At 64.7% G+C, this 15506-nt stretch carries 12 protein-coding genes; 2 read left to right on the forward strand and 10 right to left on the reverse strand.

The genetic code is table 11. From position 1 onward, the window contains the following. Positions 1-71 precede the first annotated feature (71 nt). Complete coding sequence (locus G5S42_RS27260; protein WP_176109585.1) at positions 72-575, reverse strand: MarR family winged helix-turn-helix transcriptional regulator; 504 nt, start codon at positions 573-575, stop codon at positions 72-74. A 30-nt stretch (positions 576-605) separates the two neighbouring features. Beyond that, on the reverse strand, positions 606-2201 hold the full coding sequence (locus G5S42_RS27265; protein WP_176109586.1) for an MFS transporter: 1596 nt from the start codon (positions 2199-2201) through the stop codon (positions 606-608). Between the two features lie 137 nt (positions 2202-2338). Between G5S42_RS27265 and G5S42_RS27270 the strand changes: the two genes are divergently transcribed. After that, a complete protein-coding gene (locus G5S42_RS27270; RefSeq protein WP_176109587.1) occupies positions 2339-3178 on the forward strand; it encodes an EcsC family protein in 840 nt (279 codons plus the stop codon). Here the strand turns inward: G5S42_RS27270 and G5S42_RS27275 are convergent. The 8 genes from G5S42_RS27275 to G5S42_RS27310 all read right to left on the reverse strand — a co-directional run bounded on the left by G5S42_RS27275 (position 3145) and on the right by G5S42_RS27310 (position 14432). Then, positions 3145-4113 (reverse strand): alpha/beta hydrolase, encoded by a 969-nt coding sequence (locus tag G5S42_RS27275; RefSeq protein WP_176109588.1) that lies wholly within the window; start codon positions 4111-4113, stop codon positions 3145-3147. The genes G5S42_RS27270 and G5S42_RS27275 overlap by 34 nt on opposite strands. A gap of 128 nt (positions 4114-4241) precedes the next feature. Further along, positions 4242-4676, reverse strand: a complete 435-nt coding sequence (locus G5S42_RS27280) for a CHRD domain-containing protein (RefSeq protein WP_176109589.1) — start codon at positions 4674-4676, stop codon at positions 4242-4244. 337 nt (positions 4677-5013) lie between these two features. Beyond that, positions 5014-9426, reverse strand: coding sequence for an ATP-binding protein (locus G5S42_RS27285; RefSeq protein ID WP_376776963.1), 4413 nt, complete (start codon positions 9424-9426; stop codon positions 5014-5016). Positions 9427-9593: 167 nt separating this feature from the next. Further along, positions 9594-10337, reverse strand: coding sequence for an aquaporin Z (gene aqpZ, locus G5S42_RS27290; RefSeq protein ID WP_176109590.1), 744 nt, complete (start codon positions 10335-10337; stop codon positions 9594-9596). A gap of 249 nt (positions 10338-10586) precedes the next feature. Then, positions 10587-11231 (reverse strand): response regulator, encoded by a 645-nt coding sequence (locus G5S42_RS27295; RefSeq protein WP_176109591.1) that lies wholly within the window; start codon positions 11229-11231, stop codon positions 10587-10589. A gap of 108 nt (positions 11232-11339) precedes the next feature. Continuing rightward, the gene (locus G5S42_RS27300; RefSeq protein WP_176109592.1) at positions 11340-12029 is read right to left on the reverse strand and encodes a response regulator; all 690 of its coding nucleotides are present in this window, start codon (positions 12027-12029) and stop codon (positions 11340-11342) included. Between the two features lie 136 nt (positions 12030-12165). Then, positions 12166-12834, reverse strand: coding sequence for a response regulator (locus G5S42_RS27305; RefSeq protein ID WP_176109593.1), 669 nt, complete (start codon positions 12832-12834; stop codon positions 12166-12168). 266 nt (positions 12835-13100) lie between these two features. Beyond that, positions 13101-14432: an MFS transporter gene (locus G5S42_RS27310; RefSeq protein WP_176109594.1), complete on the reverse strand. Its 1332-nt coding sequence runs from the start codon at positions 14430-14432 to the stop codon at positions 13101-13103. Positions 14433-14526: 94 nt separating this feature from the next. Between G5S42_RS27310 and G5S42_RS27315 the strand changes: the two genes are divergently transcribed. Further along, complete coding sequence (locus G5S42_RS27315) at positions 14527-15408, forward strand: LysR family transcriptional regulator (protein WP_176109595.1); 882 nt, start codon at positions 14527-14529, stop codon at positions 15406-15408. Positions 15409-15506 lie beyond the last annotated feature (98 nt).

Consider the following 15506-nt stretch of genomic DNA (forward strand, 5'->3'; position numbering starts at 1 on the left):
TTCCGACGATAGAAAAAAGGCTGTGAGCCCAAGGGCGCACAGCCTTTTTGTCGTCGCAAGCGGAGAAAAGATCACACGCGTTGGGCCGCCTCGTCGCCGGCGGTTTCCTGGGCTGCTCCAGCGGCGCCGGCCGCTGCGCCCGCATTGGCCGCCACTTCGCCGATGCGCGTCTCCAGCATTTTCAGCGCGCTCGACAACGCCGCGAGCGCCTCATCCGGCAACCCTGCCATCGTGTCGTGCAAGAACGCCTGGCGACGCGGCAGGCTCGCTTCGGTCGCGTCGCGACCTGCTTCAGTCAGGCGCACGTTGGTCACGCGGTTATCGCGCGCATCCATGCTGCGGGCGATCCAGCCCAGGCTTTCGAGCGCCTTCAACTGCCGCGTCAGCGCGCCCGGATCGACGCGTAGCCGCTCGACGAGCCGCTTCTGCGACGACTCGCCGGCCTGCTCGTGCAGCGCGAGCAGAATGCGCCAGCGTGGCAGCGGATGACCCACCTGGGTCTCGAATGCCGACATGAATGCCCGATACGTGCGGCCAAATTGCTGCATGACGGCGACGCGGTCCTGTTCTTCCATAATCTGCCTGTCCAACACCAAGTCAAAAAATCAGTCTGCGTGAATCACCGGCTCGAGCTTGCGCTGCAGCTTGACCGGCGGCACGCGGCGGCTTTGCCACACCGACACGACGGCTATCAGCGCGGCCATCGCGAGACCCAGATGAATCGCGCCGACCAGCGACTCGCGCGCGCTTTCGAGCAGCATCGCGCCGTCGTGGCCCGCGTGCGTCAGCTGGTTGACGAGCGTAGTCTGCGCATCGCGGTTGATCAGGATCTGGGGATCGCCCAGATCGCCGAACCAGTGCGACGCGCCCGCGCCGTCGAGCGCACTGCGCACGCCGCTCGTGTACATATGAGTCACGAGCGTGCCGGTCAGCGCGGTGCCGATCATGCCGCCGATCATCCGCAGCGACTGCAGCAGCGCGGTCGCGATGCCGAGGTGTTCGCGGCCCGCGGTCTGCTGCGCGAAGATCGTCAGGTTCGGCATCACGAAACCGAGCCCGAGGCCGCCGACGACCATGAACGACATCAGTACCCATTGCTGCATCGAACGGGTCGCGACGACGATGCCAAGGCATGACAGCGCGACCATCGCAAAGCCGATGTACAGCATCAGGTTCGGATTCTTGATCCGCGACACGACGCGCCCGTTCGTGATGCTGCCGATCGTGATGAACACGACGAGCGGCGTGATCACTAGGCCCGCCTCTTTCGGTGACATGCCGAAGCCGCCCTGGAACAGCAGCGGTGCGTAAAACAGCAGCGAGAACATCGTGAAGCCGCCGAGCACGGCCAGCGTGAACAGCGCGGCAAGACTACGGTTGCGGAACATGTCGACCGGCAGAATCGCGGTGGGGCAACGCTTTTCCCATTTCCACAGCGCGATGGCCGACACGACGCTCAGCCCGAGCAGCGCGAACGCGCTCAGCGTGATGCCATGCTTCGGCAACAACTCGACGAACAGTTGCAGCGAGCCGAGCGCGATCGCGATCAACAGCGCGCCGGGCCAGTCGAGCCGCATCTTGCCTTCATGCTCGACGTGCCGCAGATGCGGCAGGAAACGCCAGACGAAAAACAGCGACAGCAGCCCGACCGGCAGATTCACGTAGAACACCGAACGCCAGCCGTAGTACTGCGTCAGAAAACCGCCGAGCGACGGCCCGACTGCATTGGCAATGCCGAACGCCGAGCTCATCAGCACCTGCCAACGCAACCGCACGACGGAATCGGGGAACAGATCGGGAATGCACGCGAACGCGGTGCCGACCAGCATGCCGCCGCCAATGCCCTGCAAGCCGCGCGCGAGGACGAGAAACAGCATGTCGTTGGCCGCGCCGCACAGCACCGAGGCGCCGGTAAACACGACGATCGATGCGATCACGAACGGCTTGCGCCCGTAGTAATCGCCGAGCCGGCCGAAGATTGGCACGGTGATCACCGAGCTCAGCAGATACGAGGTGGCGACCCACGCATACAGCTCGAAGCCCCGGAGCTCGGACACGATGGTGGGCAGCGCGGTGCCGACCACGGTCTGGTCGAGCGCGACCAGCATCGTGACGAAGGAGATGCCGAGCATGGCCAGCAGGGATTCGCGGAATGGTAAAACTTGCCCACTCGAATGGTGGGCGGCGGTATGGACAGCCATTTTTGATGCAGCAAAAGTTGACGTGTCAAAGGATTGCAAATCATACCACGCTGCAACGCTCCACGCGGGACGGAACACGTCTTGCAACGCGGTAGACTCACTTGGAGTACCCACGCCATGACATGCCAGGGAGGCTCATGCAGCCGAGTTCGCTCGCAGCACCATCCTTATCGGAGCAGGACCTCGCCGCGCTGCGGCGCGCCAAACATCAGCTCGAAAGCCCCGCGCTCGCAATGAAACTCGCAAGCGTCGTCGGCGCGCCGATCGAAAAGCTGCTGTCGCGCATTCCGGCGTTCGCCAACGAAAAAGTGTCCGATGCGACGCAGGCCGCGTTGCGCAAATGTCTGTCGATCGCGCTGCGCACGCTCGGCCGGCGCGACGACGCCAGGCTGCTCGCACCCGACAAGCCGAACAACCTGCTGCACAAGTTCGCGGTCGCGACGACCGGTGCGGCCGGCGGCGCGTTTGGCTTGCTCGCGCTGCCGGTCGAGCTGCCCGTCACGACCACGCTGATGTTTCGCTCGATCTGCGACATCGCGCGCAGCGAGGGCGAGGACCTGACCTCGGTCGACACGCAGCTGCAATGCCTGACCGTGCTCGGCATGGGCGGCACCTCGAGCGAGGACGACGACGCCGACCTCGGCTACTTCTTCATGCGCGGCGCACTCGCGCAGGCGGTGTCGAAGGCGTCGTCCGAGGTGGCCAGCAAGGGCTTCACGGCCCACGGCTCGGCGGCTCTGTTGCGGCTCATCAACGCGATCGCCGCGCGCTTTTCGGTGCAGGTCAGCGAGCAGATCGCGGCCAAATCGATTCCGGCGATCGGCGCGGTGCTCGGCGCGATGGTCAATACCGTGTTTATCGATCATTTCCAGCAGGTCGCGCACGGGCACTTCACCGTGCGGCGGCTCGAGCGGCAATATGGCCAGCAAACGATCGAAGCCGTCTATCGGACGCTCGACATCACGCTCGACGCCTGAGCCCTGTTAGCGGCGCGGCTCGTCGTGCGTCGCACGAAGGCGGCCGCGCGATCGAGCGCTCGGTTCGCCTCCGGCATGAACGGCGCGAACATCGGCCACACGTGCGGCAGGTTTTTCCACACCTCGCATTCGCAATCGACTCCTGCCGCGTGCGCGTTGTCGGCGACGCGGCGCGTGTCGTCGAGCAGCACCTCGGTGCTGCCCGCCTGCAGGAACAGCGGCGGCAGACCGTGCTGGTCCGCATAGACCGGCGACGCGTACGGATGGGTGGGCGACGCGTCGCCCAGATAGACCTTGGCCGCGCGCTCGATCGAGGCGCCGCAGAACATCGGATCGACGCTGTCGTTGGTGCGCAGGCTCGCGCCGGTGGTCGCCAGATCGGTCCACGGCGAGAACAGCAGGCCGCCCGCAGGCATCGGCGCGCCCCCGTCGCGCAGCGCGACCAGCGTGGCGAGCGCGAGACCGCCGCCGGCCGAGTCGCCGGCGATCACGATCGAGCTGGGTGCGATGCCCATCGCGAGCAACTGGCGATAGGCGGCGATGGCGTCGTCGAGCGCGGCCGGAAAGCGATGCTCGGGCGCGAGACGGTAGTCGAGGGAGAAGAGTCGCGCATCCGCGCGGGTCGCGAGAGCGAACGTTAGCGACCGGTGCGTGCGCGGCGAGCAGAAGTAGTAGCCGCCGCCGTGGCAATACAGCACCGTGGGCTCCGCGCCGCCGGCCGTGCCGCCGTCCACGCGCTCCAGCCATTCGCCGACGAGCGGCGCGTCGCCTGCGCGATACGTTTCGCGCAGATGCCAGCCGCGCGGCACGCGTGGCGACCACACGCGCTTCGAGGTCAGCGCGCGCGCCCGTTCGACGTTGATAAACGGTTTGAGGGTTTCGGGCCGGAACTGCCTGCGCAAATACCAGCACGCGAGCGCGCTTTGCCAGCTCATCGGGACATGCTCCTTCGTTGAAGTCCCGTCAGGGTACGTGGGTTGGCAGGGGACCGTGCTTTGGCGGGTTCCAGGCGCGTGACTGTGATCGTGGCCGCGGCACGCGCGCCCAGCCGCCGCGAGTCCGCCTAGTTCGCCGGCAACACCTGCCCGCGAATTTCGCCCGTCGGATTCTGCGCGGTATGTACATTGAAGTACCACTGCCCCGCCATCAGATCCGTGACCTGCTGCTCGGTCAGCTTCGCCGTGCCTTTGATCGGACTCGCGAGCCCATTCTTCTCGATCGGCACCTGGACCTTCGCATTCTGGCCGACCGGCGCGGGACCGTGGAAATGCGCGGCGGTGACCGGACCGCTCAAGCCCTCGTAAGTAACAGTCCACTGCAGCGATTGGGTGGACGTGTCGAAGGTCGCATTCAGCATGCCATGCCCGTGACTTACGCGCGGCGGCACTTCGCTCGACGGCTGGAGATTCGCCTTCAGCGCAACCGTATCCGCAAATGCAGCGCTCGATGCAAGCGCCCACAACACTACGGCCAGATTAAATTTTCGCTGCGAAATCATGGTCTTCTCCGGACATTGACGCGCCGCCGCGGCGCCGTGTCGGCCGTGCGGAGTTTCCACATACTAGTGCAAATCATATGGAGTCGACTGGAATGATGGCCTGCAAAGACGTAGTGCGAAATGGCTTTAGTCGATTTAATCGAAAATATAATTGCGCGTTTCGTAATAAATAAATGATGTCAATCCTGGTATGCTTCGACTCGCGAGAAGTGACTCCTTCATCGAAGGACGTCTCCAAACCTTTAACGCGGCTTCGGCCGCGTTTTTTTCGTCCTGATTTGGGTTGCCGCCGTTTGAATCGCTTGGGTGTTTGCGCGAAGTTACGGCGCGCCGCTCGCTACGCGAGCAATCCGGCCTGCTGTTCGATCCCATCGAGCATCGCCTCGCATTGCCGAATTAGCGCATACCCCTCGTCACGCACCTGCTGCGGCGACTTCGCGGCAATGACGCGGCGATAGGCTTCGAGCGCCTGTACGAGCGGCGGATACTGCAACACGCTCGCCGCCCCCATCACCCGGTGCAGCCACTCGTGCACCCTCTCCATGTCCGCGCGTTCGAGTAACGTCGCCAGCGCGTTGATGTCGTCGCGCATCGACGAGACGAATGAATCTAGCAACGCCTTGACCGTCGACTCGCTTCCCCATAACTGCGTCATGCGTGCGAGGTCGACGGGCACGAACGGTTCAGCACCGACAGGTTGTGTGGCCTGCCGCTCGCCGGCCGACGCAGTCGAGACGCGATCGGAAGTTTCCGCCGGCGCGGGGGGCCACTCGGCGTCAGTGCCAAACCAGCGGCTCAGGTGGTCGCGCAGCGTGGCGAGCCGGGTCGGCTTGATCAGACTGTCGTCCATGCCGGCTTCGCGGCACAGACTCAGGTCATCGGGCGCGGTATTGGCCGTGATGCCGAGTATCGGCAGACGCTGCGCGCCGTCGTGCAGTGCCTCCGCTTCGCGGATGCGACGGGTCAGTTCATAGCCGGACAGGTTCGGCATGTGGCAGTCCGTGATCAGGCAGCCATAGCTCGTGCATTCCAGCGCGGCGAGCGCTTCGGCGCCGTCGTTGGTGACGTCGCACGCGAACCCCAGCAAGGCGAGCTGATGACGGATCAACTCCTGATTGACTGGATGATCTTCCGCGACAAGAATCAGCCGCCCGTTCGCGAGCGCGCGTTCGCGATCAGGCGGCGGCGCGATGCCGTCGGTCGTGAACGGCGCGCCCACCACGCGCGACGCCATCGGGACCATCGACGGCAGCCCCGTCGTCGCGGCCGCACACGCGGCGCCGAGGCCGCGCCACGAAATCGGATTGGTGCTGACGCGCACCTTATCGTCGAGGATGCGGTAACCGGTCGGCTTCGGTTTTTCGGTCAGCGTGACGATGCGCGCATTCCTGCCGATATGTGCCGGCAACGTGACGTCCTCGGCGACGAACAGCAGATCCGCGCGGCTCAGCACGTCGCTTTTGCCCAGCGTCGCCGCATCGGCCGAGAGGCTGCGCAGTTCGAGCCCGAGCGCCTTGCCGAAGTGTGCGAGGGCCCGGCCGATGCGTCGATCTCGCGTGACCACTACGCCGAGTTTGCCGCGCAGACCGTTGATCGGATAGCACTGTTCGACGATCGGCATCGTCAGCCGCACGATCATGCTCGTGCCGTGGCCGGGTTCGCTGTGCAGCGTGAGCGTGCCGTTCATCAGGTCGATCAGCTTGCGGCAGATCGTCAGCCCCAGGCCCGTGCCGCCGAAGCGCCGCGTGGTGGACGACTCAGCCTGCACGAATGGCTCGAATAGCCCCGCCTGCACATCGGGTGCGATGCCGATGCCGGTGTCCCGAACGGTCAGCTCCAACGTCTGCGAATCCGCGCAATCTTCGACGACCGCTACGCTGACACCCACCCCGCCCTTCGGCGTGAACTTGATTGCATTGCCGAGCAGGTTGAACAGGATCTGGCGCAGACGCACGCTGTCGCCACGGAGCGTCGCAGCGGCGTCGCTCGCGATGTCGACGCGCACTTTCAGCCCTTTTTCGTGAGCGCGCCCGGCGAGCAGGCCCACCGCGTTATCGACGAGCTCGCGGAGATCGATCGGCTCGGCTTCGAGCGTAAGCCGACCCGCCTCGATCTTCGAATAGTCGAGCAAATCATCGAGAATCTGCAGCAGCGCGCCCGCCGACTCGTGGATCATGCCGAGCATTTCGCTCTGGTCGGTACTGAGCGGCGTGCGTTCGAGCACTTCGACGAGACCGAGCACGCCGTTCATCGGCGTGCGGATTTCGTGGCTCATCATCGCGAAGAAGTTGTCCTTCGCGCGCGAGGCCGCCTCGGCCAGATCGCGAGCTCGGGCGAGTTCCTCCGAACGCGCGCGCTCGACGCTCGCGTCGACCCAATAGCCGCTCCACAGGACACCGCCATCGGCATCGCGCCGCGGCACCAGCTCGGCCCGCACCCACTTGAGTTGACCGGCGCTTTCGACGCGGAACTCCATATGCACCGGAGAGGTACAGATCGCAGAACGCTCGAGCTCGGCGAGAACGAGCGGCCGATCCAGCTCCGATATGCGCTGGAAGTCGACTCGCGCCCCGCCCTGCGAATCGCTGTCGCCGAGCAGATGTCGCGCGTCACCGCCGATGTACGGGAAGGAATAGGCACCGGCCGGCGAGCGCCGCATCTGGAACACGACGGCCGGCAACGAGTGCGTGACGTCGAACAGGCGCCGTTCGGTTTCGCGCGCGCGCATTTCGGCGCGCCGGATGTCCGTGATATCGACCATCGTGCCGAGCACGTACGCCGGCTGCCCATCGTCGCCTTCACAGACGCTCGTCCAGAAAATCCCATGCCGCGCCTCGCCAGCACCGTCCTCGAACTGCAGTTCGACTTTAGCGATGCCGCCGCCGCGCAGGAGCTCGCGCGTCATGTCGTCGAGCACGCGGCTGTTAGCGTCGCCCCATGTGCCGACCTCGGCCGTCGTACGCCCGAGCACGTCCTTCCGCTCCCGCCCACACGCTTTCTCATAAGCCTCGTTGATCGCGATGTATCGTCCGTCCAGGCCTTTCGCGATGAGCGGATACGGCACTGTCTTCATCATCGTTTCCTGGAAGTTCAATTGCAGCGCGAGTTCGCGCTCGGTCTGCTTGCGCAGGCGGACTTCGCGTTGCAGCAGCACATACGCGCGCAACGTGACCAGCAGCACGACGCCGATGCCGATCAGCACCGGCAGCAACCGCACCGCGGTCACGCTCCACATCGCGTTGTCCGGCGCGGCGGGGCTCACCCACTTGCGCCGGATGCGTTGCTTTTCGGCTGCCGGCATCGCCTGCAACGCGCGATCGATCAGCTTGACGAGCGGGCTCAGATCCTCGCGTACAGCAAAATATAACGAGTCGGATTCACCGAGCGAGTCGAGCACCCTGAGTGCGCCTGTGTAATGCTGCCGGATTTGCACGTTGATCGCGGCAGCGTTGCCGACCAGTACGTCGGCCTCGCCGCTCGCGACCATGCGCATCGCCTCGCCCAGGCTCGCCGCGACGACGATGTGATCGACCGGCACCGCCCCCAACGCGAGCGGCACCGAACCGGCTACGTGCGGCGACATTACGACGCGGCACGACGTGATGTCGTCGAACCAGCATGGAGTGGGCACGCCGCTGCGTCCGACGATCACCAGCGGATCGCTCTCGTATACGCGGCTATGGTCGGCGCCCACGAGAAGCGCCCCGCGACTCGATGTAGAGGACAGCATCGCGAGCTCGCCGCGCTGGAACGCGTCGATGGTGGCGGCCCAGTCGGCCGTGCGCGCGCGGTTGAACACGACACCGAGCGTGCTGCTCAGGTAGGCGAGGTAATCGGCGGTCAGACCGACGGGGCGACCGGCGGCGTCAACATAGCTGAACGGGGCCCAGTCGTCGTCGAAGCCGATCTGCAGCGGCGGCAGCGAACGCAGCCAGTTCTCTTCTTCCGGCGTTAGCGCGAAGCGCGCTGCACCCGTCGCGGGCGCCGCGTTGAAGTTGCCGGACAGCCAAAGCGCGCGTATCGCGGCAGCCTCGGCGGGATTCATCGACACGAGCGCGCGGTTCAGTTGATCGCGCAAGGCAAGCTGGCGGGGCGATACCGCAAAGCGCAGGTCGAGCGCTTTGCCGCCTTGCTCGAACGCTACGCGCAGATTGCGATACGCGTCGGTCGCCAGTTCGTATTGCACGACCGGCGTGAAGCCGAAATAGGCGTCGGCATCGCCATGCAGTACCGCGTTCAGTGCTTCGTGCGTGCTCGAGAACGAGACGATCTTCGCGCGAGGAAAACCGGCGCGCAACAAACGCTCACGCGCAAAACCGCGCTCGATCGCAATACGCGCGCCGGCGAGGTCGGTGGGTTTCATATGCCGGGCATCGTCGCGACGCACGACGGCCGACGCGAACGAGTGGAAGTAGGGAGCCGTAAAGCCGAGGCAGCGCTCGCGCTGCGGCGTGCGCGCTATGCTCGTCAGCAGGTCGACCTCGCCGGCGCAAGCCGCGGCGACCAGTTTGGCCATGTCGGGAAAGCTCTTCGTCTCGATGACGACGTTCGGCCCCACGAGCGCGCGCAACAGGTCGCCGCTGACGCCGGCGAGCTGGCCACCCCGCGGGATGTCGAACGGCGGCCAGCCACCTTCGAGTATGCCCACGGTCAGTCTGGAAGGAAATGCAATGGGTGACGAAGCGGAAGCATCGGCTCCCACTGTGGAGATGACGGGTGACTCTGACGCAGCGCCGGCAGGCGCGGCCATGCAGACCGCATGCGAAGCCGCCAGCAGACATAACGCCAGCCAACGCATCATTGAGTGGCGCGGCGAGCGCTGCCACAGACACCGCAACAAACGCCGCAGCCCCAACCTCAGCGTCACCTCGCCTTGAGAACTCGCATCGATCGGAAGTGGTGAGTAGCGTCCCCCGCTCACGAAACGTCACCCTGTCCGTCCAATGACACCGCGGACGAATCAACTCGACCGTCCAGAAACGAAAACAGCACGCCAGCCGCGATTGCGCCGGCCAACGGCGCGGCCCAGAACAGCCACAACTGGTCCAGCGCCCAGTTGCCGACGAACACTGCCTGCGCTGTCGAACGGGCGGGATTGACCGCTCCGTTGGTAACCGGAATGGACACCAGGTAGACGAGCATCAGACATGCGCCGGTGATGAACGGCGCAACCGTTGCCAACTCTTTTCGAACGACGGCCAGCAGGCAGGTCCCGACAAACACGAACGACAGCACGACTTCCACGACGAGCGCCGAATGCAATGGATAGTCAGCGGGCGAATGAGCGCCGAAACCGTTCGCCGCGAATTCACTCGCGGCGAGTTCGAAACCTGGCCGCCCACTAGCGAGGTAGGCGAGAAGCGCCGCGGCGACTATCGCGCCGCCGATTTGCGCAGCGATATAGGGCAACAGATCACGCACCGGAAAGCGCTGCGCGACGGTCAGACCGATGGTGACGGCAGGATTGAAATGCGCGCCGGAGATCTTGCCGAACGCATAGCTGCCAGTAGCGAGTGCAAGCCCGAACGCCAACGACATCTGCAGCGCGCCACTAGCCTGCGATATGCCCGTGGTGTCCAACACCGTACTGCCGCAGCCGACGAACACGAGCCAGGCCGTACCCACTCCCTCGCTCCACAATCGCTTGCCTAGCGCAACCATCTCTACCCCATCCGTCAAGTACGAGGCACAGACTCCGAGCGATCGCGCGAAGATGTCTGCACCGGATTCCCTTGATCCATTGCTAATCGGATCACGAACTAGCCATAGCGGCAGTTGCGGCGCAAGGCGCGCAATGACCGGCGGCGGCCAGGATTATTGGGGGCCCCCGCAAGCCATGCCAATCAGATAAGTCTGATAAGGACTACATCAAAGCCGTCGCAAGCAAGAAAATGTGACCATCCCGCCGCCTCATATCAGCCCAATCTGAGTGGCGTAGTTGATCAGGTCAGCTTCTGTTTCCAGTCCGAGCTTGCGCATCGCGCTGCGTTTTTGCGTGCTGATGGTTTTGTCGCTACGTCGCAGACGCGTGGCGATTTCGTGCACCGCGAGGCCTCGCACATAAAGTTGAAACACCTCCCACTCGCGTGCGCTCATCGCACCGCCGCGCCGGGGCGAAGTAGGCTCCGCGGCCGCCAGTGCGGCACGAACCTGTTCCGATAGATGGGTGCCTCCGGCGGCAACGGCTTCGATCGCGTCGATCAATGCGTCCACGGCGTCGCGCTTGTCGACGATTCCAGTCACGCCGATATTGCGCAAGCCGGCCAATACATGCGCGCGCCCAATCATGGTCAGCACGACCACGTGGGGATGCGGCGTGCGCCGAAGCAGCCGACGCAATAGCGGCACCGCGCTGGTATCTCCGTCGAGTCCCGGCATGCCGATGTCCGACACGACGACGTCGCACGCGCAGGCTTCGAGCAGCTTCGCGAGACCACGGGTGTCGGCAGCTTCGCCAACAATCTCGATATTCGGCTTGTCGCGCAGCAGCGATCGGACGCCCGCGCGAATGGAGTCGTGATCGTCCGCCACGACGACGTGAATCTTGTTTGTCATTCTGTTCCGTGACTTTCTTATGGTGTCGATCGGCATACCGCACCAAAAGTGTCTCCCCGGTTATGCCGATCTATTCGCCGCGCCCATGCGCGGCAGGTTGCCGCCCGGTTAGCGGACCTGACCAAGCCGGTCTGGCACTACTCCGTACTCGACTGCGAAGCGAAACAGTTCGGCGTCGCTATTCAGCGATAGCTTGCGCATGGCCATGCACTTCTGCGCGCTGATCGTCTTCACACTACGTCCCAACCGCAGGGCGATTTCCGTGACGCAGAGCCCTGACGCGTACTGCGTAAATACCTCGAACTCGCGGCGAGACAGGGTGGCGCGCACGAAGTCGAGACGTTGCGTCAGCGTTACGTCGGCCAGCATGGCGCGCACCGCCGGACCGACATAACACTCGCGCGCCAGCGCCATGACCAGCGCCACATGGATCAGATCGATACGATCACGTTTGCTCAGCAGCCCATCCACGCCCAGCGACATCACCTTGCGCAGCGTCGCCGCTTCCGTTTCCATTGTCAGGATGACGAGCGCCACGTTGGGATAGCGCGCCTTCAACTGCCTGACGATGTCGAACCGGTTTTCGTTGTTCCCTCCTGGCATGCAAAGATCCATCAGCACGAGATCGCAAGGACAGCGATCGACTTCGATCAACAGTTCGGCGACATCCGCCGCACGGCCAACCACCTTCAGGTTGGGATAGTTGCCAATCAGATTTTCTATAGCCAGCAGAACCAGCGGATGATCGTCCGCAATGATCGTTCGAACAGGCGTGCCTGATGCAGCCATGAGGTTCATCTTCTGGCGCTCCTCGATACTTTCATTTCTCGACACCCTGTTATGTGTGACCGGCGCTCACGCAATGGTCGAGCATTTCTTTTGCGACAAACATCAGAGCGCTCTGAAATGGACCGAACGACGGCGTGCCCGATGCTTAGTTTTCTGGTTCGAGGAGGAGCGAGCCGCAGGCGCGCACACAGGAAAAGAGCTCGGGGTCGTCGGTCACGCCCAATCGCGCCATCGCTTCACGCTTTTGCCGACTCACCGTGCGGCGATGGCAGCCGAGCGCCGCCGCGATCTGCACGATGGACTCGCCGCTCACGAGTCTGCGCACGATGTCGGTCTGCCGCTTCGACAACAGCAGTGCCGACACGAACCGACCGTTGTCCGGCTGCGAACGCTCGAGCGTTTCGACCACCGAGCGGCCCAGGTAGCGCGCGCCGCGCACACTGTCGCAGACGGCTCGCGGCAGTTCCTCGAGCGAATCGGCTTTGCCGACCACGCTGACTGCGGCATCGGCGGCGACGACGCGCAACATCGCCGCATTCGTCTGCCCGGTCACGACGACGACGCGCAATGACGGCCACTCGCCACGAATGCGCTGGATCAGGCCGAGTCCGTCGCCAATCTCGCCGGCGGGCTCCGGCATGGAAAGATCGACGACGAGCACGTCGCACGGTGTGTGTTGCAGCAACGCGATCAACGCGGTGGGCGTCTGCGCCTGACCGACGACAGTCAGACCTTCGTGCGCCTCCAGCGTCCATTTCAGGCCAAGCAGGACGAACGGATGATCGTCCGCCAGAATGATTCGAAGATTTGTCACGATTAGTCTCGCTCGTTATCGGAATGGTCGGAATGCGTGTGGGGGTGGCTGTGCAGGCGGCAGGCGTCGACCTTCGCCGCGTCAATCAAGCGACGTGCCGGAAAAGCCATCTCATCACCCTCGCAAATTCACGACAATCGGAGCGTTCCTAATCCGGTTGACTGATTGGGATAATTTATAGTTCTACCGAGCAATATGCGCAGCGTTATTCGAATCGAATCAAAACCAATTCCGAAACGCAAAGCGGGCGCTGTTCACATCATCTCTCACGCCGCATCACAAGCGCTCGTCGCGCGCATCGCACGCGTCGACGCGGCGCGCGGAAACACTGGCAACGCGAGCAACGCACACGCGCTCGCCACGGTCCACACCAGCGGCCATGCTCCGATGGACAGCAGCGCCGGAATCGCGAGCGGCGTCACGAACAGCGTGAGGAACACGCAGGTGTTGCCCATCGCGAGCGCGGTGCCCGCGCGGCGCGTACCGGCGAGCGACGCGAGTTCGGTGAACGCGACGCCGTGCCACGCCGACGCGCTAACTCCGCCGAACACGATCATCAGCGCGAACAGCGCGACCGTCCCGGCGCGATGCATGCCGACGAGCCCGGTCGCGAGCGCGAGCAGCACGAACAGCACGGCGGTCAACAGACTGCATGCCCGCATATACGCACGACGGTTGCCGCGCCGGTCGGTCCACGCGCCGCTCCAGACCCGCGCGACCGCGGCGCCGGTCTGCACCGCGGCCATCGTCACGCTGATCGCGAACACGCCGGCACGCCCGAAGTCGTGCAGGAACACCGTGCCGAACGTGATCACGGCAATCTGCGGCACGCACAGCGCGCCCGCGCCGAGCGCGACGCGCCAGATTGCAATGTCGCGCAATGGCGAACGCATCAGCAGCGGCGCGCCGACGTTCGAAGCGTCTGCGCCCCGCCCGCTGGCCGCCGCTGCGCCGGCCGTCGCAATCACCTGCGCGGGCTCGTGAAGCCAGCGCCACGCGAACCACGCGGTGAGCGCGCATGCCAACGCCAGCACCGCATAAGCGCTCGCAAAACCGAAGTGCGAGGCGAGCACCGGCAGCACCAATGCGCCGAGTCCACCGCCCGCCGGCACGGCGGTTTGCCGGATGCTCATCGCGAGACCGCGCTCGCCTTCGCGAAACCACGCCATCACGGCTCGGCCGCTCGATCCGTTGACGCTGCCGCCCAGCAATCCGACCAGCAGCAGCCCGAGCGCGAGCGGAACGATGCCGGGCACCCGCGCGTCGCCCGGCGACACGAACAGCGCGAGACCGGCGAGCGCGGCCGCGGTCGACAGCAAGCCGAGCAGCAGCACGCGACGATCGCCCCAACGGTCGGTCAGCAGTCCCCACGGCAACTCGCTGACCGCAATGCCGAGCCCGAGCATGCCGAGCACGAGGCCGAGCCCGTGGTTGCCGAGGTGGTAGTCCGAGCGCAGGAACACTGCCGTCGTCGGAATTCCCGAAAATGCCGCCGAAAAGCTCGCATTCGCGGCAAAGCCCACGCCCAGCACCTTCCAGCGATGCCGCGCGCCGCGCTCGCCGGTGCCGCGCGACGCTGTCATAGATCTGTGTTCCATCACACCCTCCGCATGTATTCGGGGGTATGCTACGGCTGGGCATTCCATCGGAAAAGCCGGAAATTCAGATTACTGCCATCGGAAAAACCGAATCATGAGCCAGCGTGGTTTCGACCTTGCACAGTTGCGGACCTTCGTCGCCGTCGCCGAATCGGGCGGAGTGTCGGCGGGCGCCGAGCGCGTGTTCCTGTCACAGTCGTCGGTAAGCGAGCAGCTGAAAAAGCTCGAGGAGCGCGCCGGCCAGCCGCTCCTCGTGCGCGGCCGCCAAGGTGTGAACCCGACGCCCGCTGGCGGGCGTCTGCTCGAGCATGCGCGCCGCATCATCGCGATGAGCGAAGCGGCCTTCGACGACCTGCAAGGCCGCTCGCTCGACGGCGAGCTGCGCATCGCAATCACCGATTACTACCGCCCGCACGACATCGCACGCATCCTCAAGACGTTTTCGGAACAGCATCCGCGGCTGAAGCTGCACGTGACGGTGCTGCCGAGCGCGGTGATCGACAGCGGCGCGGACGATCACGCGTCGTTCGACATCGGTTTGTCGGCGCGGCTCGTCATCGGCCAGCCGCGCGCACGCGGTGCCGGTGCCGCGAGCATCGTCGTGCGGCGCGAAAAGCTGCTATGGGCCAGCTGCGCCGATGCCCCCACCCGCCACGCCACACCGTATCAACTAGTGCTGCTGCCGACGACCTGTCAGCTGCAGCGCTTCGTCGTCAAGCTGCTCGACGAACACAAGGTAGCGTACGTGGTGTCGCATTCGGCGTCGGGCGTCGCGGGGCTGCAGCTCGCCTTGAAGGCGGGGCTGGGGATTTCCTGTCTGAACGAGTCGTCGCTCGGCGGCGGCGTGGTCGCGTGCGCCGCGAACATCGGCTTGCCGCCGCTGCCCGCCATCGAGTTTCATCTGTTGCCGCGGCGTCCGGGCGAAAGCGAACTGGTCGGCAATGCACGTGATGCGCTCGTGCGACTCTTCGCATGAAGCCACCGCCGTTTGCGCAAAATGTGAAACCACACGAATGAGACGCAGACCCCGGCACAAATAAAATTCACAGCAAAATTTATGGATCGACATCAGCT

This window comes from Paraburkholderia youngii (genome assembly GCF_013366925.1).
GTDB classification, from domain to species: Bacteria; Pseudomonadota; Gammaproteobacteria; order Burkholderiales; family Burkholderiaceae; genus Paraburkholderia; species Paraburkholderia youngii.